The organism is Streptomyces resistomycificus (assembly GCF_001514265.1).
Lineage (GTDB): Bacteria > Actinomycetota > Actinomycetes > Streptomycetales > Streptomycetaceae > Streptomyces > Streptomyces resistomycificus.
Genome location: NZ_KQ948994.1, coordinates 200,613 through 215,489 on the forward strand (window position 1 = coordinate 200,613; position 14,877 = coordinate 215,489).

Consider the following 14,877-nt stretch of genomic DNA (forward strand, 5'->3'; position numbering starts at 1 on the left):
CGTTCCCCTGGTCAGGAATCGAACTCGTCCTTGAGGTGGCCCCAGGTCCGGTAGAGGGCTGCGTGGGAGATGCGCTCACCGGAGCCGACCGTTACGAGTTCTGCGTTTGACGACAGCCCGGCGCGGGGCTGCACTGGATTCATGGACGCTGTGGTGACTCCGTCCTAGGGAGAGCAGCGATGACTACCCTGGAGAGTTTCGACCTTCTGCAGCCGTACAAGATCGCCGAGGAGACGTTCGTCATCCCGTGGGCCCTTGAGGCCCCGCCGGTCGGCCACTTCCCGATGAACTCGATGGTGATCCGGGGGACCGAACCTGTCCTCGTGGACACCGGGGCGCCCGCAGTGCGCTCCCAGTGGCTGGAGGCAGCCTGGTCCATCGTGGATCCCCTGGACGTACGGTGGATCTTCCTCACCCACGACGACCGCGACCACGCCGGCAACCTCCTGGCGGTCCTCGCGGAATGCCCGAACGCGACCCTGCTGACGACATGGTTCTCCATCGGCCGCATGGCCGACGAGTGGGAGACTCCCATCAACCGGTGCCGCTTCATGACCGATGGCGACACGATAGACGTGGGCGATCGCACCCTGGTCGCCAAGCGACCACCCTTGTACGACAACCCCACCACCCGGGCCCTCTTCGACCCCAAGGCCAGCGTCCTGTGGGCGGTGGACACCTTCGCCACGAACGTGCCGACCCCTATGCCTGAAATGGCGGCGCTGTCGCGGGACGAATTCCGCGACGGCCAGTTCTTCGGCGGAAGACTGGTCTCCCCCTGGGTCGCCCTGCTGGACGCCCAGAAGTTCGGGACGGTCGTCACCGACTTCCAACACCTGAACGCCGAGGTCATCGCCGGCTGCCACTGCCCGGTCCTCCGCGGAGCCCAGATCCCCGAGGCCTACGACCTCCTCCGCCAGCTCCCCGGAATCCCACCGTGGGAAGAGTTCACCCAGACCGACCTGGACCAGTGGATGGCGGTTGCCGAGAGCTCGGTTCCGCCGGAGCAGCCGCGGCCGTCGGGCACGTGAGCGGCTCTGCCGCGCCTGCGTTGGGATCTGCTGTACTCCGGCGCTTACGACCAGGAACCTGCCGCTCGGCTAGGCCGTGCTGAGAACCGGGGTCCGTGTCTCGCCTCGTGCCGTGATGATCTCGGTGTGGGGCGAGGGGATCTTTCAACCCCTGGGATCTGGTTCTAGCATGACAAGTTGACGGCTTTTGGAGCGCGGCAGTGGTCAGCCTGATGCCGCCTGCGAACTCAACCTGGTGAGGAGCGTAGGTGCCCCACCTGATCAGCACTGTTGATGTCCGTCCGCGGGTGTCATACCGGACCATCCAGATCGGCCCCATCCTCTTCGAGGAAACGCCGGCGGAAGACGACGTGGTTCAGATCCCTGGGGACGGCTGGAGCCTGACGTCCAGCGACAACGACTTCTACCCTCTGGTGCGTTTGGAGACGTGGGACGGCCCCGCGCCCAAGCCGACGGGAGCTTGGAACTACGAACGTGCCTTCCGTTCTCGTATGGCCGACCGCCTCGCGGTCGTCGACTTGAACGGTGTCGACTACGGAGAGATCGCGCTGCGGCCCGGGCGGTACCACCTACGCCTGCTCTGCCGAGGGCGCGATCACCTGGAAGCCCCGCTCGCCCTCGATCCCTTCCCGCCAGACGGGCCTCACGAGGATCCACTTGAGGTATGGGTTGTCCAGATGTGGCCGGATCGCTGAACTGGTTCCTCAACTCCTCGACCGTTGTAGGGCGATCAGCGTCTTCTCGCGTCGGACGGTTCTACCCACGTCACAGCGGGGCGCCCGGCTCCTGCTCGTCGTACCGGGTCGCCGTCCGGGCCCCCGGCTGGCGAGGTTCGGTGCTCTGGCGGGACGGATGTGCTGGCGGGCCTCCTGGCCACAGAGACCGGGCGCTCGACCTACTGCGACGACCTGGAAGGCGAGGGCGTCGAGTTTCTCCGCAGGCGCTCCGGGATGGCGTGACTGCGCTCAGTCAGCCTGGCCCGGCCCGCTGGAACGCCACAGGTTCTCAGGCCCGGCGCCAGGTGCTCAGGCGCGATGCCGAGCGCCGTGCCCCCTCGGCGTGCAGGTGACTGCTCTCGCCAGTGCGGTGCGGCGCGTAGGGCCGCGGGACGGTCAGGTGGGTCAGGTAGGTCGATGGCCTTGATGAGGGCTGCCCGCACGGGTGCACGGGCGGCCCCGGCCCACACAGGGGGCGCGTGGGTTGGGGGCCGCCCGAGCCGTCGGCGGGGGGAGTGCCGTCGGCTGGGATCGAGTCTCGACCTGCGGAAAATTGGTCAGTAGCCCCGCACGGGTACTGAAAAACCGGAGCAGCCTCTGTTCGTGCGAGGAATCGGCCGTTCAGCCGGTGTGTGCGGGCCGCCGCGTCGCGGATGGTGGCCTTTCGGCTGATCCCGCTGTGTCGACGCGAGGTTAGGGTCGCGCCGTGGATCTCCTGAGCAGCGTGCGCGCCTTCGGCCTGTCTCCCGGACCGGACGGCCGTCGGCGGGGCCTCCCGAAGGCGTTCGGTGTCGCTCTCCTGTTGCCAGCGGCAGCTGTCGACCTGCTGTGGGCCGGCGTCGAGGGTGGTTCGTGGTGGCCTCAGCTGGTGGTGCTGCCGATCGGTCTGGCGGCGCTCCTGTGGCCCGCAGCCCGACGGCCGCAGTGGCTCACCGTGCCGGTGCGCACCGGCGTGCCCGCGTTCCTCTCCGGTGCCGTGACGGCGGCCGTGTACCTGTGGGGCAGGGAGGCGGTGGCCGGACCCGGTGAGCTCGCGGTCCTGCTCTGCCTGCTTGTGATCGCGGTGCGGGACTGCCCCGTGCGGTGGGCGGTGATGTGCGGTGTCGTGGGCGGTGTGGCGCTTCTGGCGCTGCCCTACAGGTGGGCACCCGGCGACCCGTCGGTCAACCCGTTGGGAATGCTGTGGCCGGCCGGAGCGGCCGCCGGCCTCGCCGGCTACCTGCGTGCGCTGGACCACCGTCGCCGCGTGGCGATCACCGAGACCCAGCGGTCCGAACGCCTGGCCATGGCGGCCGACCTGCACGACTTCGTGGCTCATCACGTCACAGGGATCCTGGTGCAGACGCAGGTGGCCCAGCAGTTGGCCATGACGGACCCGGAGCGTCTGAGCGGGATCCTGAAGGATGTCGAGCGCGCCGCAACCGAGGCGCTGACCTCCATGCGTCGCACTGTCGCTCTCGTGCGCGAGGCCACTGAGGCCGGGAGCATCGACCATGGCCCGAGGGGCGATCTCGCCGCCCTGCCCCAGCTGGTGGAGGGCTTCGGCGGGCCCGTCGGTCCCAAGGCCACGCTGCGCCGCGACCCCGCGGTGCCGGACCAGCTGCCCCACGAGGTGCAGGCCGCCGCCTACCGGGTCGTCCAGGAAGCGCTGACCAACGTGCGGCGTCACGCCGCCGACGCCACCGAGGTGACGGTCGCTCTGGCCTACGACGGCCGCGCGCTGGAGGTGACGGTGCGCGACGACGGCCGTGGCGGCACCCGGTTGCCACCTGCCGCACGCGGCGGCGGCTTCGGCCTGGTCGGGCTGACCGAGCGCGTCACCGCGCTCGGCGGCGAACTCCGTACGGGACCCCGCTCCGACTGCCGGGGCTGGGACATCACGGCGATCCTGCCGGTGGGGAAGACGTTGTCGTGACCGCCCGCCTCGGCCCGACGGCGGCACGCCGCAGACGGCGGCAGGGCGGCCGCTCCTTGCTGTGACCGTTGTCGTGTGAAGGCGACCAGCGCGCGGCGGCGCAGCCCCTGCGGGCCTGCCTCCGGCCGGGCGGGAGCCTCCGACTCGGTGAGCGGACTCCTCCGCCTGGCGTTCCCCGTCGTACGCGCGGCGCATGCCGTGCCGCTCGCGTCGACGGAACCGCCGGGGCCCTGTCAGCGGGACCCTGACGCTCCTCCATCCACCGTTCGGCCGAGGGCCCGCCCCTGCGAGCCGATCGTTTGTGGCCGTTCGACCGAGGCGGCGGTCCCCTCGCGAGGAAAGAGTGGAGCCCTGTCCACGTGCCCGACCGTATGCGTACGGCGACGGCGGTTCACGCATGCCTCCGCCCTCTCGCGGCCCGGCCGCGTGGGCTCTTCAGATGACCGGAACAGGGGAGATGAGCATGGTGATCCGGGTGGTCGTCGTGGACGACCAGGACATGGTGCGTTCGGGGTTCGCGGCGTTGCTGTCGGCGCAGAGCGACATCGACGTCGTGGGGGAGGCGCCCAACGGCCGGCTCGGCGTCGAGGTCAGCCGCAGTACCCATCCCGACGTGGTGCTGATGGACGTACGCATGCCGGAGATGGACGGGCTGGAGGCGTCACGGCAGCTGCTCGATCCGCCGCCCGGTGTGGTGCACCGCCCCAAGGTGCTCATGCTCACCACCTTCGACATCGACGACTACGTCTACGCGGCCCTGCACGCCGGGGCCAGCGGTTTCCTGCTCAAGGACGCCCCGGTCGCCGAACTCGTGCAGGCGGTACGGGTGATCGCGGCCGGTGAGGCGCTGCTCGCCCCGTCCGTCACCCGACGCCTCATCGAGGACGTGGCACGGCGCCGCCCCGCCCAGCGCCGGGACGCGCGCGTGCGGCTGAACGGTCTCACGCCTCGTGAGACAGAGGTTCTCGTGCTCGTCGCGCAGGGCCTGTCGAACGCGGAGATCGCCGCGAGGCTGGTGGTGGCCGAGCAGACCGTCAAGACCCACATGAGCCGGCTGCTCGCCAAGCTCGGTGCCCGCGACCGGGCGCAACTCGTCGTGCTGGCGTACGAGTCGGGGCTGGTCACCCCGGAGAGGCCCCACCCGGCCTCGCGCACGTAGCACCCCGGTGTGACACCGGATTTGGCACCTGGGTGTGACGTGCCGTGCCCCGTCCGGGCTTTAGCGTCACCGCGCCCTGACCAACCGGTTTCGCACGGAGCGCTCATGCACCAGATCATCGACATCGACCACATCGTCCGGCTCTACCGCACGTACGCCCACGATCTCGACCGCGTCCGCGAGCAGCAGCGGGAGCTGCTCGCGCCGCCGACCTCGCTGAAGGCCCAACTCGACGACATCGAGGCGGAGATCACCTACCTCCTGCTGCGCGAGGCCCGCCCGGAGACGGTGGTGGAGATCGGCACCTTCCACGGCTGGTCCACCACCTGGATCCTCCAGGCACTGAAGGACAACGGCACCGGCCACCTCTACTCGTACGACATCGTGGACCACGTCGCGCGCAACGTACCGGAGCGGCTCTCCACCGGCCGCTGGACGTTCACGCAGGGCGACGCGCGGGAGAACCTGGAGAAGATCCCGGACACCGCGGACTTCCTGTTCATCGACGCGGCGCACTCCGCGAGCTTCGCCCGCTGGTACATACGCGAGCTGTTCCCGCGCATGAGGCCGGGCATCCCGGTGTGCGTCCACGACGTCTTCCACGGCCGCAGGCCGCTGCCGTTCACCGAGGGCGCGGTCGTCCTGCGCTGGCTCGCCGAACAGGAGAACACCTGCTTCACCGCCTCCCGGGCGCACGCCCCCGAGATCCACCACCGTCTGAACGACGTCAAGCGGAGCCTCGCTCTGGGCCATGCCCTCCGCGACAGCAGGGACAACCCCATGATCTTCTTCACCCTGCGCTGAAGCTGTCGTACGGAGCGCACCGCCGCATGGCCGGCGGGCAGGGCCTACGCCCTCCCGCCGCCGGACGGAGAGCTCGGATTCCCGGGCTGCTCAGCCCAGTTCGGCCAGTCGCCGTACGGCTGGGGCGGCGAAGGTCTCCATCCACCGAGACGTGGCGTCCAGGTGCGGCGAGATGATGACCGTGTCGATGCCGAGCTTGCCGTACGGCTCGACGTCATGGGTGAAGGCGTCCAGGTCCTCCCGGGTGGCGGCCGATCCCGAGTACGTGATGGTGCGGCGGATGGTGTCGTGGTCGCGGTCCGTCTCGTCGCAGTGGGCGCGCAGCACGTCCGGCTTGTGCGCGACCTCCTCGGGCGAGGTGGCGAACAGGTTGCACGCGTCGGCGTACCGGGCGACGAGCCGCAGCGTCTTCCTCTCGCCCCCGCTGCCGATCATGATCTCCGGATGCGGAGCGCTCACCGGCGGCGGCACGCACAGGGTTTCGGCCAGCTGGTAGTAACGGCCCTCGAAGGGGCCGTTGTTGTCCGGGTCCCCCATCTGCCGGCAGATCCGCAGGGCCTCCTCCAGCCGTTCGAAACGCTCCGCGAGCGGCGGACAGGGCACGCCCAGGCCATGGTGCTCGCGGTCGCCACGCCGCTCCGATGCGCGACGCTTGCGCGCCGGTCATGTGCGTCGTGCCGCGCAGACCTGGTCCTGTCGTGGGCGACCGGTCGTGTCCAGCGCCGCCAACCGGATCGAGGGCAGGTTCCCGAGGGCCGCACAGGGGCATTCGTCTCGTCCCGCTCACCGAGGGCGCTGTCCGGCGCACCGGCCCGCCACGCGGTGGTCAAGTCGCCCCGTCCTCGTTCCCGTTGGCCGGCCGGTGTCCCAGAGCGACTCTCCCTGGACCTCCATGACGAGGGTGCCCGAACCGTTGGTGAGGGTGCCTCTGCTGCGGACGACTGCGGTGCCGTCGTCTCGGGGCCGGACCTCCATGATCTCCATCGCGCCGTGCAGCACGTCCCCGGGCCGGACCGGCGCCCGCATACGCAGCGAACTGATCTCCCGGCCGGCTGGCCAAGCCGCAGCTGACCGTGCACACCACGGGCGACGGCCTCATCCCGGTACAGGCGGAGAGCGCCTATCGTCGCGCCGTCAGCGCTGCGGGCGCCGCACCCCTGCTGCGGCAGGCCTTCGTCGAGAACGCCGGCCACTGCACGTTCAGCGCAGGCGAAGGGGTGGCCGCTCTGCACGCCCTGGAGACCCGCATCGCCACGCGCCATTGGCGGGGAGCCGACCCTGCCAACCTCAACGCCCGTGCCGCGGAGGCCGATCCGTCCGGGGCGGCACGTTACGCGACCTACCGGCCCGCGCAGTACCCACGCCCTTACGACCTGGCCCACCCCGCCGACCGCCACCGGCCCTGACGCCACACCACGCCACCCACGCGCCCGCCGTACCCGCGAGGGCGACTGCCGCCTGGCAGTTGCTCATGGAGCCGGCACCAGCGGCCGCTACGCTGCTGTCTCGTGCAGCAGACGCGTCTCGACACTGCTCGGATCCGGGCGGCCCGCCGGGTGATCGACCCGGTCTTTCTCGACACTCCGATGTACCGCTGCGAGGCGCTGGAACCCGGCCTCGGGTGCACGGTGAGCATCAAGCTCGAAACGGCGAACCCGGTCCGCAGTTTCAAGGCCCGCGGCACCGAGCTGGTCGCCGGCATGCTCGCCGGGCATGCCTCGCGAGCCGTGGTGTGCGCGAGCGCGGGCAACCTCGGCCAAGCCCTCGCGTGGTCCGGTCGCGGCCGGGGGCTCGACGTCACCGTCGTCGCATCCCGCTTCGCGACGCGGGCCAAGCTCGATCGCATCCGCGCATGGGGCGCCGGGTTGGAGCTGGTGGACGGCGACCACGAGATGGCTCGTGAGCGGGCGGCGGCCATCGCACGGTGTGACGGCATCCGGCTGGTCGAGGACAGCCTGGACATCGAGACCTGCGAGGGCGCGGCGACCATCGGCCTGGAACTGGTGGACACCGAGCCGTCGTTCGACACCGTCCTGATCGCTCTCGGCGGTGGGGCGCTGGCCACCGGCGTGGGGCATGTCATGAAGGCACTGGCACCCGCAGTGGAGGTGATCTGCGTCCAGCCGCTGGGCGCACCGGCACTGACGCACTCGTGGCGTGGACGACGTGTCGTCACCACCGACTCGACCGACACCATCGCTGACGGCGTCGCGGGGCGGCGTCCCATCCCGGCCGTTTTGGACGACCTCCTCCTGGTCGCCGACGACGCCGTCCTGGTCCAGGAGGCGTCGATCATCGCCGGAATGCGGATGCTCCTTGACCACGCCGGCCTGGTCGTCGAACCCTCGGCCGCGCTCGGCATCGCGGCGATCCTCGAAGACCGAGACCGCTTCGCCGGCCGACATGTCGTCACCATCGTGTGCGGCAGCAACGTCGACGTGGACGCCTACCATCGCTGGGTAGGCGCGGCTCCCCTCCACACGCCCTGACTCACACCGGCAGCCCGGAACTGGGCGAAGTCGCTCGCCAGCCGCTCGTCAGCCGCTTTTCAGCCGCCCGCCGCCTGGGTCACCTCCGCGGGGTCCACCCCGGTCAGTTCGACGACGCGGTGCGGCGGCACGCCGGCGGCCAGCGCGCGACCGATCAGGCCGTCCCGGCCCTCCGCGCTGTCGCGGTAGGCGAGCAGCTCCTCCTCGACCTGGGCGAGCGGCTCCGGCACCAGCCGGTGGCGGACACGGCTCAGTTCCTCGTCGCTCAACGGGACGGGCAGCCGTTCCGCTCCCTCGGGGATGGCCGCTGTCTCCTCCGGCGGCAGCAGACGCAGGTGCGGGGAGGTCGGTGTGCTTCCCTGCGCGTCCAGCCACGCGCGTACCGCGGGAGTCTCCATGCACGCGAGATCGTCGACGGCGGCGGGGGTCACGCCGAGCGGCGCGGACGGGTCTTCGAGCAGGAACAGGTAGGCGTCGTCGGTCATCCTCGGCTCACTCTCGACAGGGACTGATCGACGTCCCAATACCCCGCCGCGGCCGAATTACCGTCGGCTCACCGGCCCCGAGTCGCCGTGGTCGGGAACGCGTCAGTCTGTTGGGCGATCACACCCGCGGGCCCCGCGGGCCGACCCTGCGGCGGGCGTCAGCTCACAGGAACCGACGGATCGGCTGCACGGCCGCTTCCCGAGCTCTCTGCACGACGGAGCGTCTTCTCCAGCGGCCGGGCCGGATGGGTTCGCTCACCGCGAGGTCCGCTTCGAAGTGTTCGTCGAGGGTGGCGGTGAACTCCTCGTCGAGCACGGCGAGCATGACCTCCTCGTCGTGGTCGAGGGAGCGGCGGTTGAAGTTGGTCGAGCCGATCAGAGCGGCGACACGGTCGACGGTGATGACCTTGGCGTGCATCATCGTCGGCTGGTAGTGGTAGATCTTCACGCCGCAGGCGGTGAGTTCCTCGTAGTGGTGCTGGCCGGCCACCTGGCAGACACGCTTGTCCGTGTGCGGGCCAGGCAGCAGGATCTCCACCGCGACCCCGCGCCGGGCGGTGGCGCACAGCAGCTCGACGAAGTACGCGTCCGGCGAGAAGTAGGCGGTGGCCAGGCGGAATCGCTCCTCGGCGGATTCCAGCATGACGCGGATCAGGGTCTGCATGTCCTGCCAGCCGAAGCTCGCAGAGCCGCGCACCACCTGCACGATCGCGCTGCCCTGCGGGCGGTGCTCGACGAACCGGTCCCGTTCGTCGAAGAGTTCTTCGTGGCATTCGGCCCAGTTCTGCGCGAAGGCCGCGGCCATTCCGTCCACCGCGGGCCCGCGGACCTCGACGTGCGTGTCGCGCCACTCGTTCTCGTTGCGCGCGTCGCCGCACCATTCCTGGGCGATGCCCACCCCGCCGGTGAACGCGGTCTCCTCGTCGACGACGAGGACCTTCCGGTGACAGCGGTGGTTCTGTTTGAGCGGTGAGAGGTACAGCGGCTTACGGAACCAGGCCACCTGCACTCCGGCCCGCTCCATCGTCTCCAGTTGCTCGGTCTCGATCAGCCGGCTGCCGAACCCGTCCAGCAGCAGCCGCACCCGCACACCGGCGCGGGCCCGCTCCGCGAGGGCCTGGGCGAACTCGCGGGCGATGTCCCCCCTCCAGTACACGAACGTCATCATGTCCACCGTGTGCTCGGCACGGCGGATCGCGTCCAGCATCGCGGCGAAGATCTCATCACCGTTACGCAGCGGGGTGAGCGCGTTGCCTTCGGTCGCCGCGACCCCTATCAGACGCTCCAGACGTCGACGTATCCGCGCGACGCGGTACTCGGCGGACGGTGTGCCCGGCACTTCGGGGGTCAGCTCGGGCGGCTCTTGCGTACTGGTCATGGCATCCCCCGGCCGGAACGCGAGGCGGAAACGTGGCAGGCCGCGGTGCCCGGTCCGGCGCGGGCGGAGCAGCCAGCCGACTGTACTCGGTGCCCACGGCCACGGCGCCGCCGAGCCCGTGCGGCCCCACCGCCCCTGGAACTCCTCGACAGCCGAGGAGTGCGCCGTCGGCGCCCTCGGCGGGGGTGGCTCCTGAAGGTGCAACATCGGGGACGCCGGCGGCCTGGTGACCGATCCTTTCCTGCGCCTTTCCCATGGCTTGGCGTGAGGGTCACGGCATGCGGGGCACGCGGGAAGCATGACAGCGAACGATTCCCGCCAAGGCACCGCACTCCTCTACGACCCTCTGCGCAACAAGGGGACCGCGTTCAGCGCGACGGAGCGGGCAGAGCTCGGCCTGGACGGGCTGCTGCCGCCTGCTGTGGAGACCCTGGACGACCAGGCCGACAGGGCGTACGCGGCGTTCCTCGGCTACGACAAGCCGCTGAACCGGCACATCTACCTGCGCCAGCTCCAGGACACCAACGAGGTGCTGTTCCACCGGCTGGTCACCCGCCACCTCGAGGAGATGCTTCCGGTCGTCTACACCCCGACGGTCGGCGAGGCGTGCCGCCGCTTCAGCGAGATCTACCGCCGCCCGCGTGGGCTGTTCCTGTCGTACGAGGACCGGCACCGCTTCCGGGAGATCCTGCGCAACCGTCCACACGACGACGTGGACGTCATCGTCGTCACCGACGGCCAGCGCATCCTGGGCCTGGGCGACCAGGGAGTGGGCGGCATGGGCATCCCGATCGGCAAGCTCAGCCTCTACACGGCGATCGGCGGCATCCACCCCGCTCGTACGCTGCCGATCCTGCTGGACGCCGGGACGGACAACGAAGAGCTGCTGAACGACCCGCACTACCTGGGCCGCCGCGAGCGCCGGGTGACCGGGGACGAGTACGACGGACTGGTGGAGGCGCTGGTGGCGGCCGTGGAGGCCGAGCTGCCGGGGACGCTGCTGCAGTGGGAGGACTTCGCGACGGCGCACGCGCGGCGCATCCTCACCCGCTATCAGGACCGGCTGCTGACCTTCAACGACGACATCCAGGGCACCGCCGCGGTCGCGCTCGGCGCACTGACCACGGCGACGCGGGTGGCGGGGACCCGGCTCGCCGACCAGCGGATCGTGATCCTCGGCGCGGGCTCCGCCGCGATCGGCGTGGCCGACATGATCCGTAGCGCGCTGGTCGACGACGGCGTGCCGGAGGAGGAGGCCGTCTCCCGCTTCTGGTTCGTGGACGTCGACGGGCTGCTGACCGGCTCCCGTGACGGGCTGACCGACGAACAGCGGGTCTACGCCCGCGCCGACGAGCACGAGTCGTACGGCCTGGCCGAGGTGGTGGACCGGGTCGAGCCGACCGTGCTGATCGGGCTGTCCACTGCCCATGGCGCCTTCACGGAGGAGATCGTGCGGCGGATGGCGGCCTCCTGCGACCGGCCGGTGATCTTCCCCCTGTCCAACCCGACCTCCCACGCCGAGGCCGACCCGGCCGACCTGGTGCGCTGGACGGACGGCAGGGTGCTGGTCGCCGCAGGCTCCCCGTTCCCGCCCGTGACGGTCGACGGCCGCGAGGTGCCGGTCGCGCAGGCGAACAACGTGTACGTCTTCCCGGCCATCGGCCTGGCGGTCACCGCGAGCCGGGCCACCCGGGTCACGGACCGGATGATGGTGGCTGCCGCCCGTGCGGTAGGTGACTGCGCCGCCCGGTTCGCCCCGGACGACGGTGACGCCCCCGCTCCGTTGCTGCCGCCGCTACGGGAAATGCGGGACGCGGCCCGGGAGATCGCGGTGGCCGCAGCGAGGGCGGCGGTGGAGGACGGCGTTGCTCCGAAGGCCACGGAGGAGGAACTGCGTGCGGCTGTCGAGGCTGCCCAATGGAGCCCTCAGTACGCACAGTGACGCGTGCCGTGCCCGCTCGTCGGGGACGTCCGAGAGTTCGGGGAGGCACGCATGCCGGCGGTTCGGCGAGCCGGACGCGCCCCCGGCCCGCCGGGGGCCCGTCGGCCGGTGACGGGCCGGGCCGCACACCGGAAGTCCGTGCGTGCCTTCCCGCCCTGATGTCGGCTGCCTGGATTCCCCAGTCCGAGTGCTTCTCCCAAACTCGTTGTGGTTCATGGTCGTTGCTCTCTGGTGGGGGCCGGTTTCCCGGTGTAGCGTCGCTTCCAGCTGTCGTGGTTCGCAGGACCTGCCCGCGCTTTGGCGCGGGCGCTTTGCTGTGCAGTGCCGGACCAGGGCGATCACCTCCAGGACCGCGCGGTGCGGTTCCTGACACCGACTGAGAGGCACCAGCATGGCCAGCGGAACCGTCAAGTGGTTCAACGCCGAAAAGGGCTTCGGCTTCATCGCCCAGGACGGCGGTGGACCGGACGTCTTCGCGCACTACTCCAACATCAACGCCTCCGGCTTCCGTGAGCTGACCGAGGGCCAGGCCGTCACTTTCGACATCACCCAGGGCCAGAAGGGCCCCCAGGCGGAGAACATCACCCCCGCCTGACCCCTGGCCGTCCCCGGGCCGGCACCGGCCCGGGGACGGGCACAACTCCTGCAGGTCGCCGCCGCGTTGACAACGGTGCGGCGACGGCAGCTCCCTGCCGCGGCCTAACCTGGCCGAGTCGCGGCGGAACGCGACACACCAGGTCAGGTGATGCGTCCGGTGATGCGGGCAGGCACCCGACTGATGCGGGCAGGCACCCGACACGGCCTGCCCGCTCCGGCCGGCGGTACCGACCTCGGCGGCGAAGCACGAAACATGCCGCTGCCGACGGTCGCTCCAGGAGGCGGGCGCCAATCGGCGCAGCGCCGTTCCAAGGCTTCACGCGGCTGGAGTGCTGTTCGCTGCCGGCCATGAATCGGCGCGGAGAATTGGGGCGGGCACCTCGTGGTTTCGGCGGCGCGAGCCCTCAGGCCGCACGTTCATCAGAACCGACACAGCACGTCACCTTCTGCCGGAAAGCGATGTGGGCAGAACGCTCCTGCCACCGGCGGTGACCTCGGTGGGTGTCCGGCCGAGATGAGCGGTGATCCGTTTTCCTCGGGCGTGGGGTGAGACGACGACTCGGTCGCTGACCGTGTGTACGAGGTGCAGCCCGTGGCCACCGATGCGGGACGGGTCGTTGTGCCTGACCGTCGGTTCGTCGGTGGACGTGTCCCACACGGTGATCGTCAGTTCTGCTCTGGTCAGACGCACGATCAACCCGCAGCGGCCGGGGGCGTGCCGGATCGCGTTGGTGACCAGTTCGCTGACGGTGAGTTCGGCGTCCAGGGCTAGAGGGGCTGGGACAGGGGTCCGGCCGGTATGCCGGACGCGGGCGAGAAGAGCGCGCAGGACCTGGCGCGCGTCGAGGGCGCGGGCCGCGCCTTCGGCCCACACCGCGCTGCAGCGCAGCGTGGCGTTCTCGTCCCTGCCCTGCTCATCTGCCGCCTGCTTCATAAGCGGGATGACCATGTGCGTTCTTTCGTTGTGGTCGCCGCTCCGGGCGGCTTTCGGTCGTGCGTATACCCGGGAGCCGACCATGCACACCGTTCGACGGGGCATCCGCTGGTGGGCCCGGTGCGCGGGCGCACGGCTGCCACCCTTCCCCGGGGACAGCGTGATCGCGACAGGAAGACGGCGGAGCCGAGGTCAGGCGGGTTCGGTGCCTTCGGCCCGGACCCGCTGGGCGACGTCGTGCAGCTTGATGTTGTGGTGCTGGGAGATGCTGCGCAGCACGTTGAAGGCGTCGTCCTCGCTCATCTGGTGACGCTCCATGAGGATGCCCATGGCCTCACCGATGGCGTGCCGGGTGTCCATGGCGTGTTCGAGCTGGTCGATGGTGCGGGCACTGGCCAAAGCCACAGCCGCGTGCGAGGCGAGCAGCCAGCCTGCCGTCTCGATGTCCTCGCCGAACGCTCCAGCGCGGCGGGAGTACAGGTTCAGCGCGCCGAAGTCCTCGTTGTCGGTGTAGAGCAGGACGCCGGTCATGCTGCCCACCCCCAGCTTGCGCACTTCTGTGGCGTACCGCTGCCATGTGGGTTGCGGCTGGGCCATGTCCGGGATCCGGTACACGCGGTCGCCGTCCTTGCGGCGGGCAAGATCGAAGCACGGTCCCTCGCCCAGCTCCCCCTGTAGGCGGTCGGACTCCTTGACCATGTCCCCGCAGGCGGCCAGCGTCACGGCCCGGCCCTTGCGCACCGCGAGGATCCCCGCCGCGTCGCAGCCGTCCACCAGCTTCACGGCAGCCGCCGCGATTGCGTCCAGGGTGGCCTGGACCGAGTCCTGGGCCAGCAGATCCCGCGCCAGCAGCGCCATCTGCTCGGCGTACTCACGCCACTCCATCGCCACCACCCACCTCGGTCACAGTCCAGCCACCGTACCGCTAGAAGTGTTGGTTGGATCATCGCAGGACGACCGGTGGGCCTGGCCCTGCTCCGGTCTGTCGCCACCGGTGGCGACAGGCGTGGTGCCGCACGTATATCGCGTTGTGGGGCCAGGGGCACCGCCGTAGGGTCACCGGCATGTCTCTACGTCTTCGTATGCGTCAAGCACTGCCGGAAGCGATGCGTGCCCGTGACAAGGCGGCGGTGAGTGCTCTGCGCGCGACGCTTGCCGCACTGGACAACGCTGAGGCGGTTCCCGTGGGCGAAGCCGAGCTCCGCGGCGTGGCCCTTGAGCAGTCGCCGGGTGTCGGTGCTACCGAAGCGGCGCGGCGGGAGCTGAGCGAGGGCGGTGTGGTGGACGTCGTGCGCGCCGAGGCCGCCGAGCGACTGGAGGCCGCGGCGCAGTTGACCGCGCCCGCGCACGCGGATCGGGTCGCGCGGCTGCGCGCGGAGGCGGCTGTGCTGCTTCGCTTGCTTGACGGACCCGGCGCCGCATAGGTG

13 protein-coding genes and 2 pseudogenes are annotated in these 14,877 nt (G+C 70.5%); 10 read left to right on the forward strand and 5 right to left on the reverse strand.

All coding sequences use genetic code 11. From position 1 onward, the window contains the following. Positions 1–179 precede the first annotated feature (179 nt). The 5 genes from AQJ84_RS23785 (at position 180) to AQJ84_RS23805 (ending at position 5,625) form a co-directional block, all read left to right on the forward strand. Positions 180–1,031, forward strand: coding sequence for an MBL fold metallo-hydrolase (locus AQJ84_RS23785; protein WP_030038005.1), 852 nt, complete (start codon positions 180–182; stop codon positions 1,029–1,031). A gap of 248 nt (positions 1,032–1,279) precedes the next feature. Continuing rightward, positions 1,280–1,726, forward strand: coding sequence for a hypothetical protein (locus tag AQJ84_RS23790; RefSeq protein ID WP_030038004.1), 447 nt, complete (start codon positions 1,280–1,282; stop codon positions 1,724–1,726). 727 nt (positions 1,727–2,453) lie between these two features. Continuing rightward, complete coding sequence (locus AQJ84_RS23795) at positions 2,454–3,662, forward strand: sensor histidine kinase (protein WP_053191019.1); 1,209 nt, start codon at positions 2,454–2,456, stop codon at positions 3,660–3,662. A 463-nt stretch (positions 3,663–4,125) separates the two neighbouring features. Then, on the forward strand, positions 4,126–4,821 hold the full coding sequence (locus tag AQJ84_RS23800) for a response regulator (RefSeq protein WP_030038002.1): 696 nt from the start codon (positions 4,126–4,128) through the stop codon (positions 4,819–4,821). Between the two features lie 105 nt (positions 4,822–4,926). Further along, entirely contained in the window at positions 4,927–5,625 is a 699-nt protein-coding gene (locus AQJ84_RS23805; RefSeq protein ID WP_030038001.1) for a class I SAM-dependent methyltransferase, read from the forward strand. 90 nt (positions 5,626–5,715) lie between these two features. Here AQJ84_RS23805 and AQJ84_RS23810 read toward each other — a convergent pair. Next, positions 5,716–6,271, reverse strand: a pseudogene (locus AQJ84_RS23810) (LLM class flavin-dependent oxidoreductase); the annotation flags it as partial. A gap of 400 nt (positions 6,272–6,671) precedes the next feature. Between AQJ84_RS23810 and AQJ84_RS23820 the strand changes: the two are divergent. Both AQJ84_RS23820 and AQJ84_RS23825 read left to right on the forward strand, forming a co-directional pair. Beyond that, positions 6,672–7,031 (forward strand): annotated as a pseudogene (locus tag AQJ84_RS23820) (hypothetical protein); the annotation flags it as partial. A gap of 102 nt (positions 7,032–7,133) precedes the next feature. Then, positions 7,134–8,114 (forward strand): threonine ammonia-lyase, encoded by a 981-nt coding sequence (locus tag AQJ84_RS23825; RefSeq protein ID WP_030037998.1) that lies wholly within the window; start codon positions 7,134–7,136, stop codon positions 8,112–8,114. A gap of 59 nt (positions 8,115–8,173) precedes the next feature. Here AQJ84_RS23825 and AQJ84_RS23830 read toward each other — a convergent pair whose 3' ends face one another. Beyond that, on the reverse strand, positions 8,174–8,599 hold the full coding sequence (locus AQJ84_RS23830; RefSeq protein ID WP_053191021.1) for a DUF6003 family protein: 426 nt from the start codon (positions 8,597–8,599) through the stop codon (positions 8,174–8,176). A 163-nt stretch (positions 8,600–8,762) separates the two neighbouring features. Then, positions 8,763–9,977, reverse strand: coding sequence for a phospholipase D-like domain-containing protein (locus tag AQJ84_RS23835; RefSeq protein WP_030037996.1), 1,215 nt, complete (start codon positions 9,975–9,977; stop codon positions 8,763–8,765). A gap of 298 nt (positions 9,978–10,275) precedes the next feature. Between AQJ84_RS23835 and AQJ84_RS23840 the strand changes: the two genes are divergently transcribed. Both AQJ84_RS23840 and AQJ84_RS23845 read left to right on the forward strand, forming a co-directional pair. Beyond that, a complete protein-coding gene (locus tag AQJ84_RS23840; RefSeq protein WP_030037995.1) occupies positions 10,276–11,919 on the forward strand; it encodes an NAD-dependent malic enzyme in 1,644 nt (547 codons plus the stop codon). Between the two features lie 391 nt (positions 11,920–12,310). Then, positions 12,311–12,514: a cold-shock protein gene (locus AQJ84_RS23845; RefSeq protein ID WP_030037994.1), complete on the forward strand. Its 204-nt coding sequence runs from the start codon at positions 12,311–12,313 to the stop codon at positions 12,512–12,514. A 441-nt stretch (positions 12,515–12,955) separates the two neighbouring features. On the opposite strand, the gene AQJ84_RS23850 is transcribed toward AQJ84_RS23845, so the two are convergent. Together AQJ84_RS23850 and AQJ84_RS23855 are read right to left on the reverse strand one after the other, a co-directional pair. Next, positions 12,956–13,465 (reverse strand): ATP-binding protein, encoded by a 510-nt coding sequence (locus AQJ84_RS23850; RefSeq protein WP_030037993.1) that lies wholly within the window; start codon positions 13,463–13,465, stop codon positions 12,956–12,958. 177 nt (positions 13,466–13,642) lie between these two features. Continuing rightward, positions 13,643–14,335, reverse strand: a complete 693-nt coding sequence (locus tag AQJ84_RS23855; RefSeq protein ID WP_053191023.1) for a GAF and ANTAR domain-containing protein — start codon at positions 14,333–14,335, stop codon at positions 13,643–13,645. Positions 14,336–14,556: 221 nt separating this feature from the next. Here AQJ84_RS23855 and AQJ84_RS23860 point away from each other — a divergent pair, with 221 nt between their 5' ends. Further along, positions 14,557–14,874, forward strand: a complete 318-nt coding sequence (locus AQJ84_RS23860) for a hypothetical protein (protein ID WP_030037991.1) — start codon at positions 14,557–14,559, stop codon at positions 14,872–14,874. The last annotated feature ends 3 nt before the right edge of the window (positions 14,875–14,877 follow it).

What these genes read in the sequence shown, in the direction of transcription:
- AQJ84_RS23830 (WP_053191021.1), bottom strand. Translation starts at nt 8,599, where the DNA reads ATGACCGACGACGCCTACCTGTTCCTGCTCGAAGACCCGTCCGCGCCG.
- AQJ84_RS23845 (WP_030037994.1), top strand. Translation starts at nt 12,311, where the DNA reads ATGGCCAGCGGAACCGTCAAGTGGTTCAACGCCGAAAAGGGCTTCGGC.
- AQJ84_RS23855 (WP_053191023.1), bottom strand. Translation starts at nt 14,335, where the DNA reads ATGGAGTGGCGTGAGTACGCCGAGCAGATGGCGCTGCTGGCGCGGGAT.
- AQJ84_RS23840 (WP_030037995.1), top strand. Translation starts at nt 10,276, where the DNA reads ATGACAGCGAACGATTCCCGCCAAGGCACCGCACTCCTCTACGACCCT.
- AQJ84_RS23860 (WP_030037991.1), top strand. Translation starts at nt 14,557, where the DNA reads ATGCGTGCCCGTGACAAGGCGGCGGTGAGTGCTCTGCGCGCGACGCTT.
- AQJ84_RS23800 (WP_030038002.1), top strand. Translation starts at nt 4,126, where the DNA reads ATGGTGATCCGGGTGGTCGTCGTGGACGACCAGGACATGGTGCGTTCG.
- AQJ84_RS23785 (WP_030038005.1), top strand. Translation starts at nt 180, where the DNA reads ATGACTACCCTGGAGAGTTTCGACCTTCTGCAGCCGTACAAGATCGCC.
- AQJ84_RS23835 (WP_030037996.1), bottom strand. Translation starts at nt 9,977, where the DNA reads ATGACCAGTACGCAAGAGCCGCCCGAGCTGACCCCCGAAGTGCCGGGC.
- AQJ84_RS23850 (WP_030037993.1), bottom strand. Translation starts at nt 13,465, where the DNA reads ATGGTCATCCCGCTTATGAAGCAGGCGGCAGATGAGCAGGGCAGGGAC.
- AQJ84_RS23805 (WP_030038001.1), top strand. Translation starts at nt 4,927, where the DNA reads ATGCACCAGATCATCGACATCGACCACATCGTCCGGCTCTACCGCACG.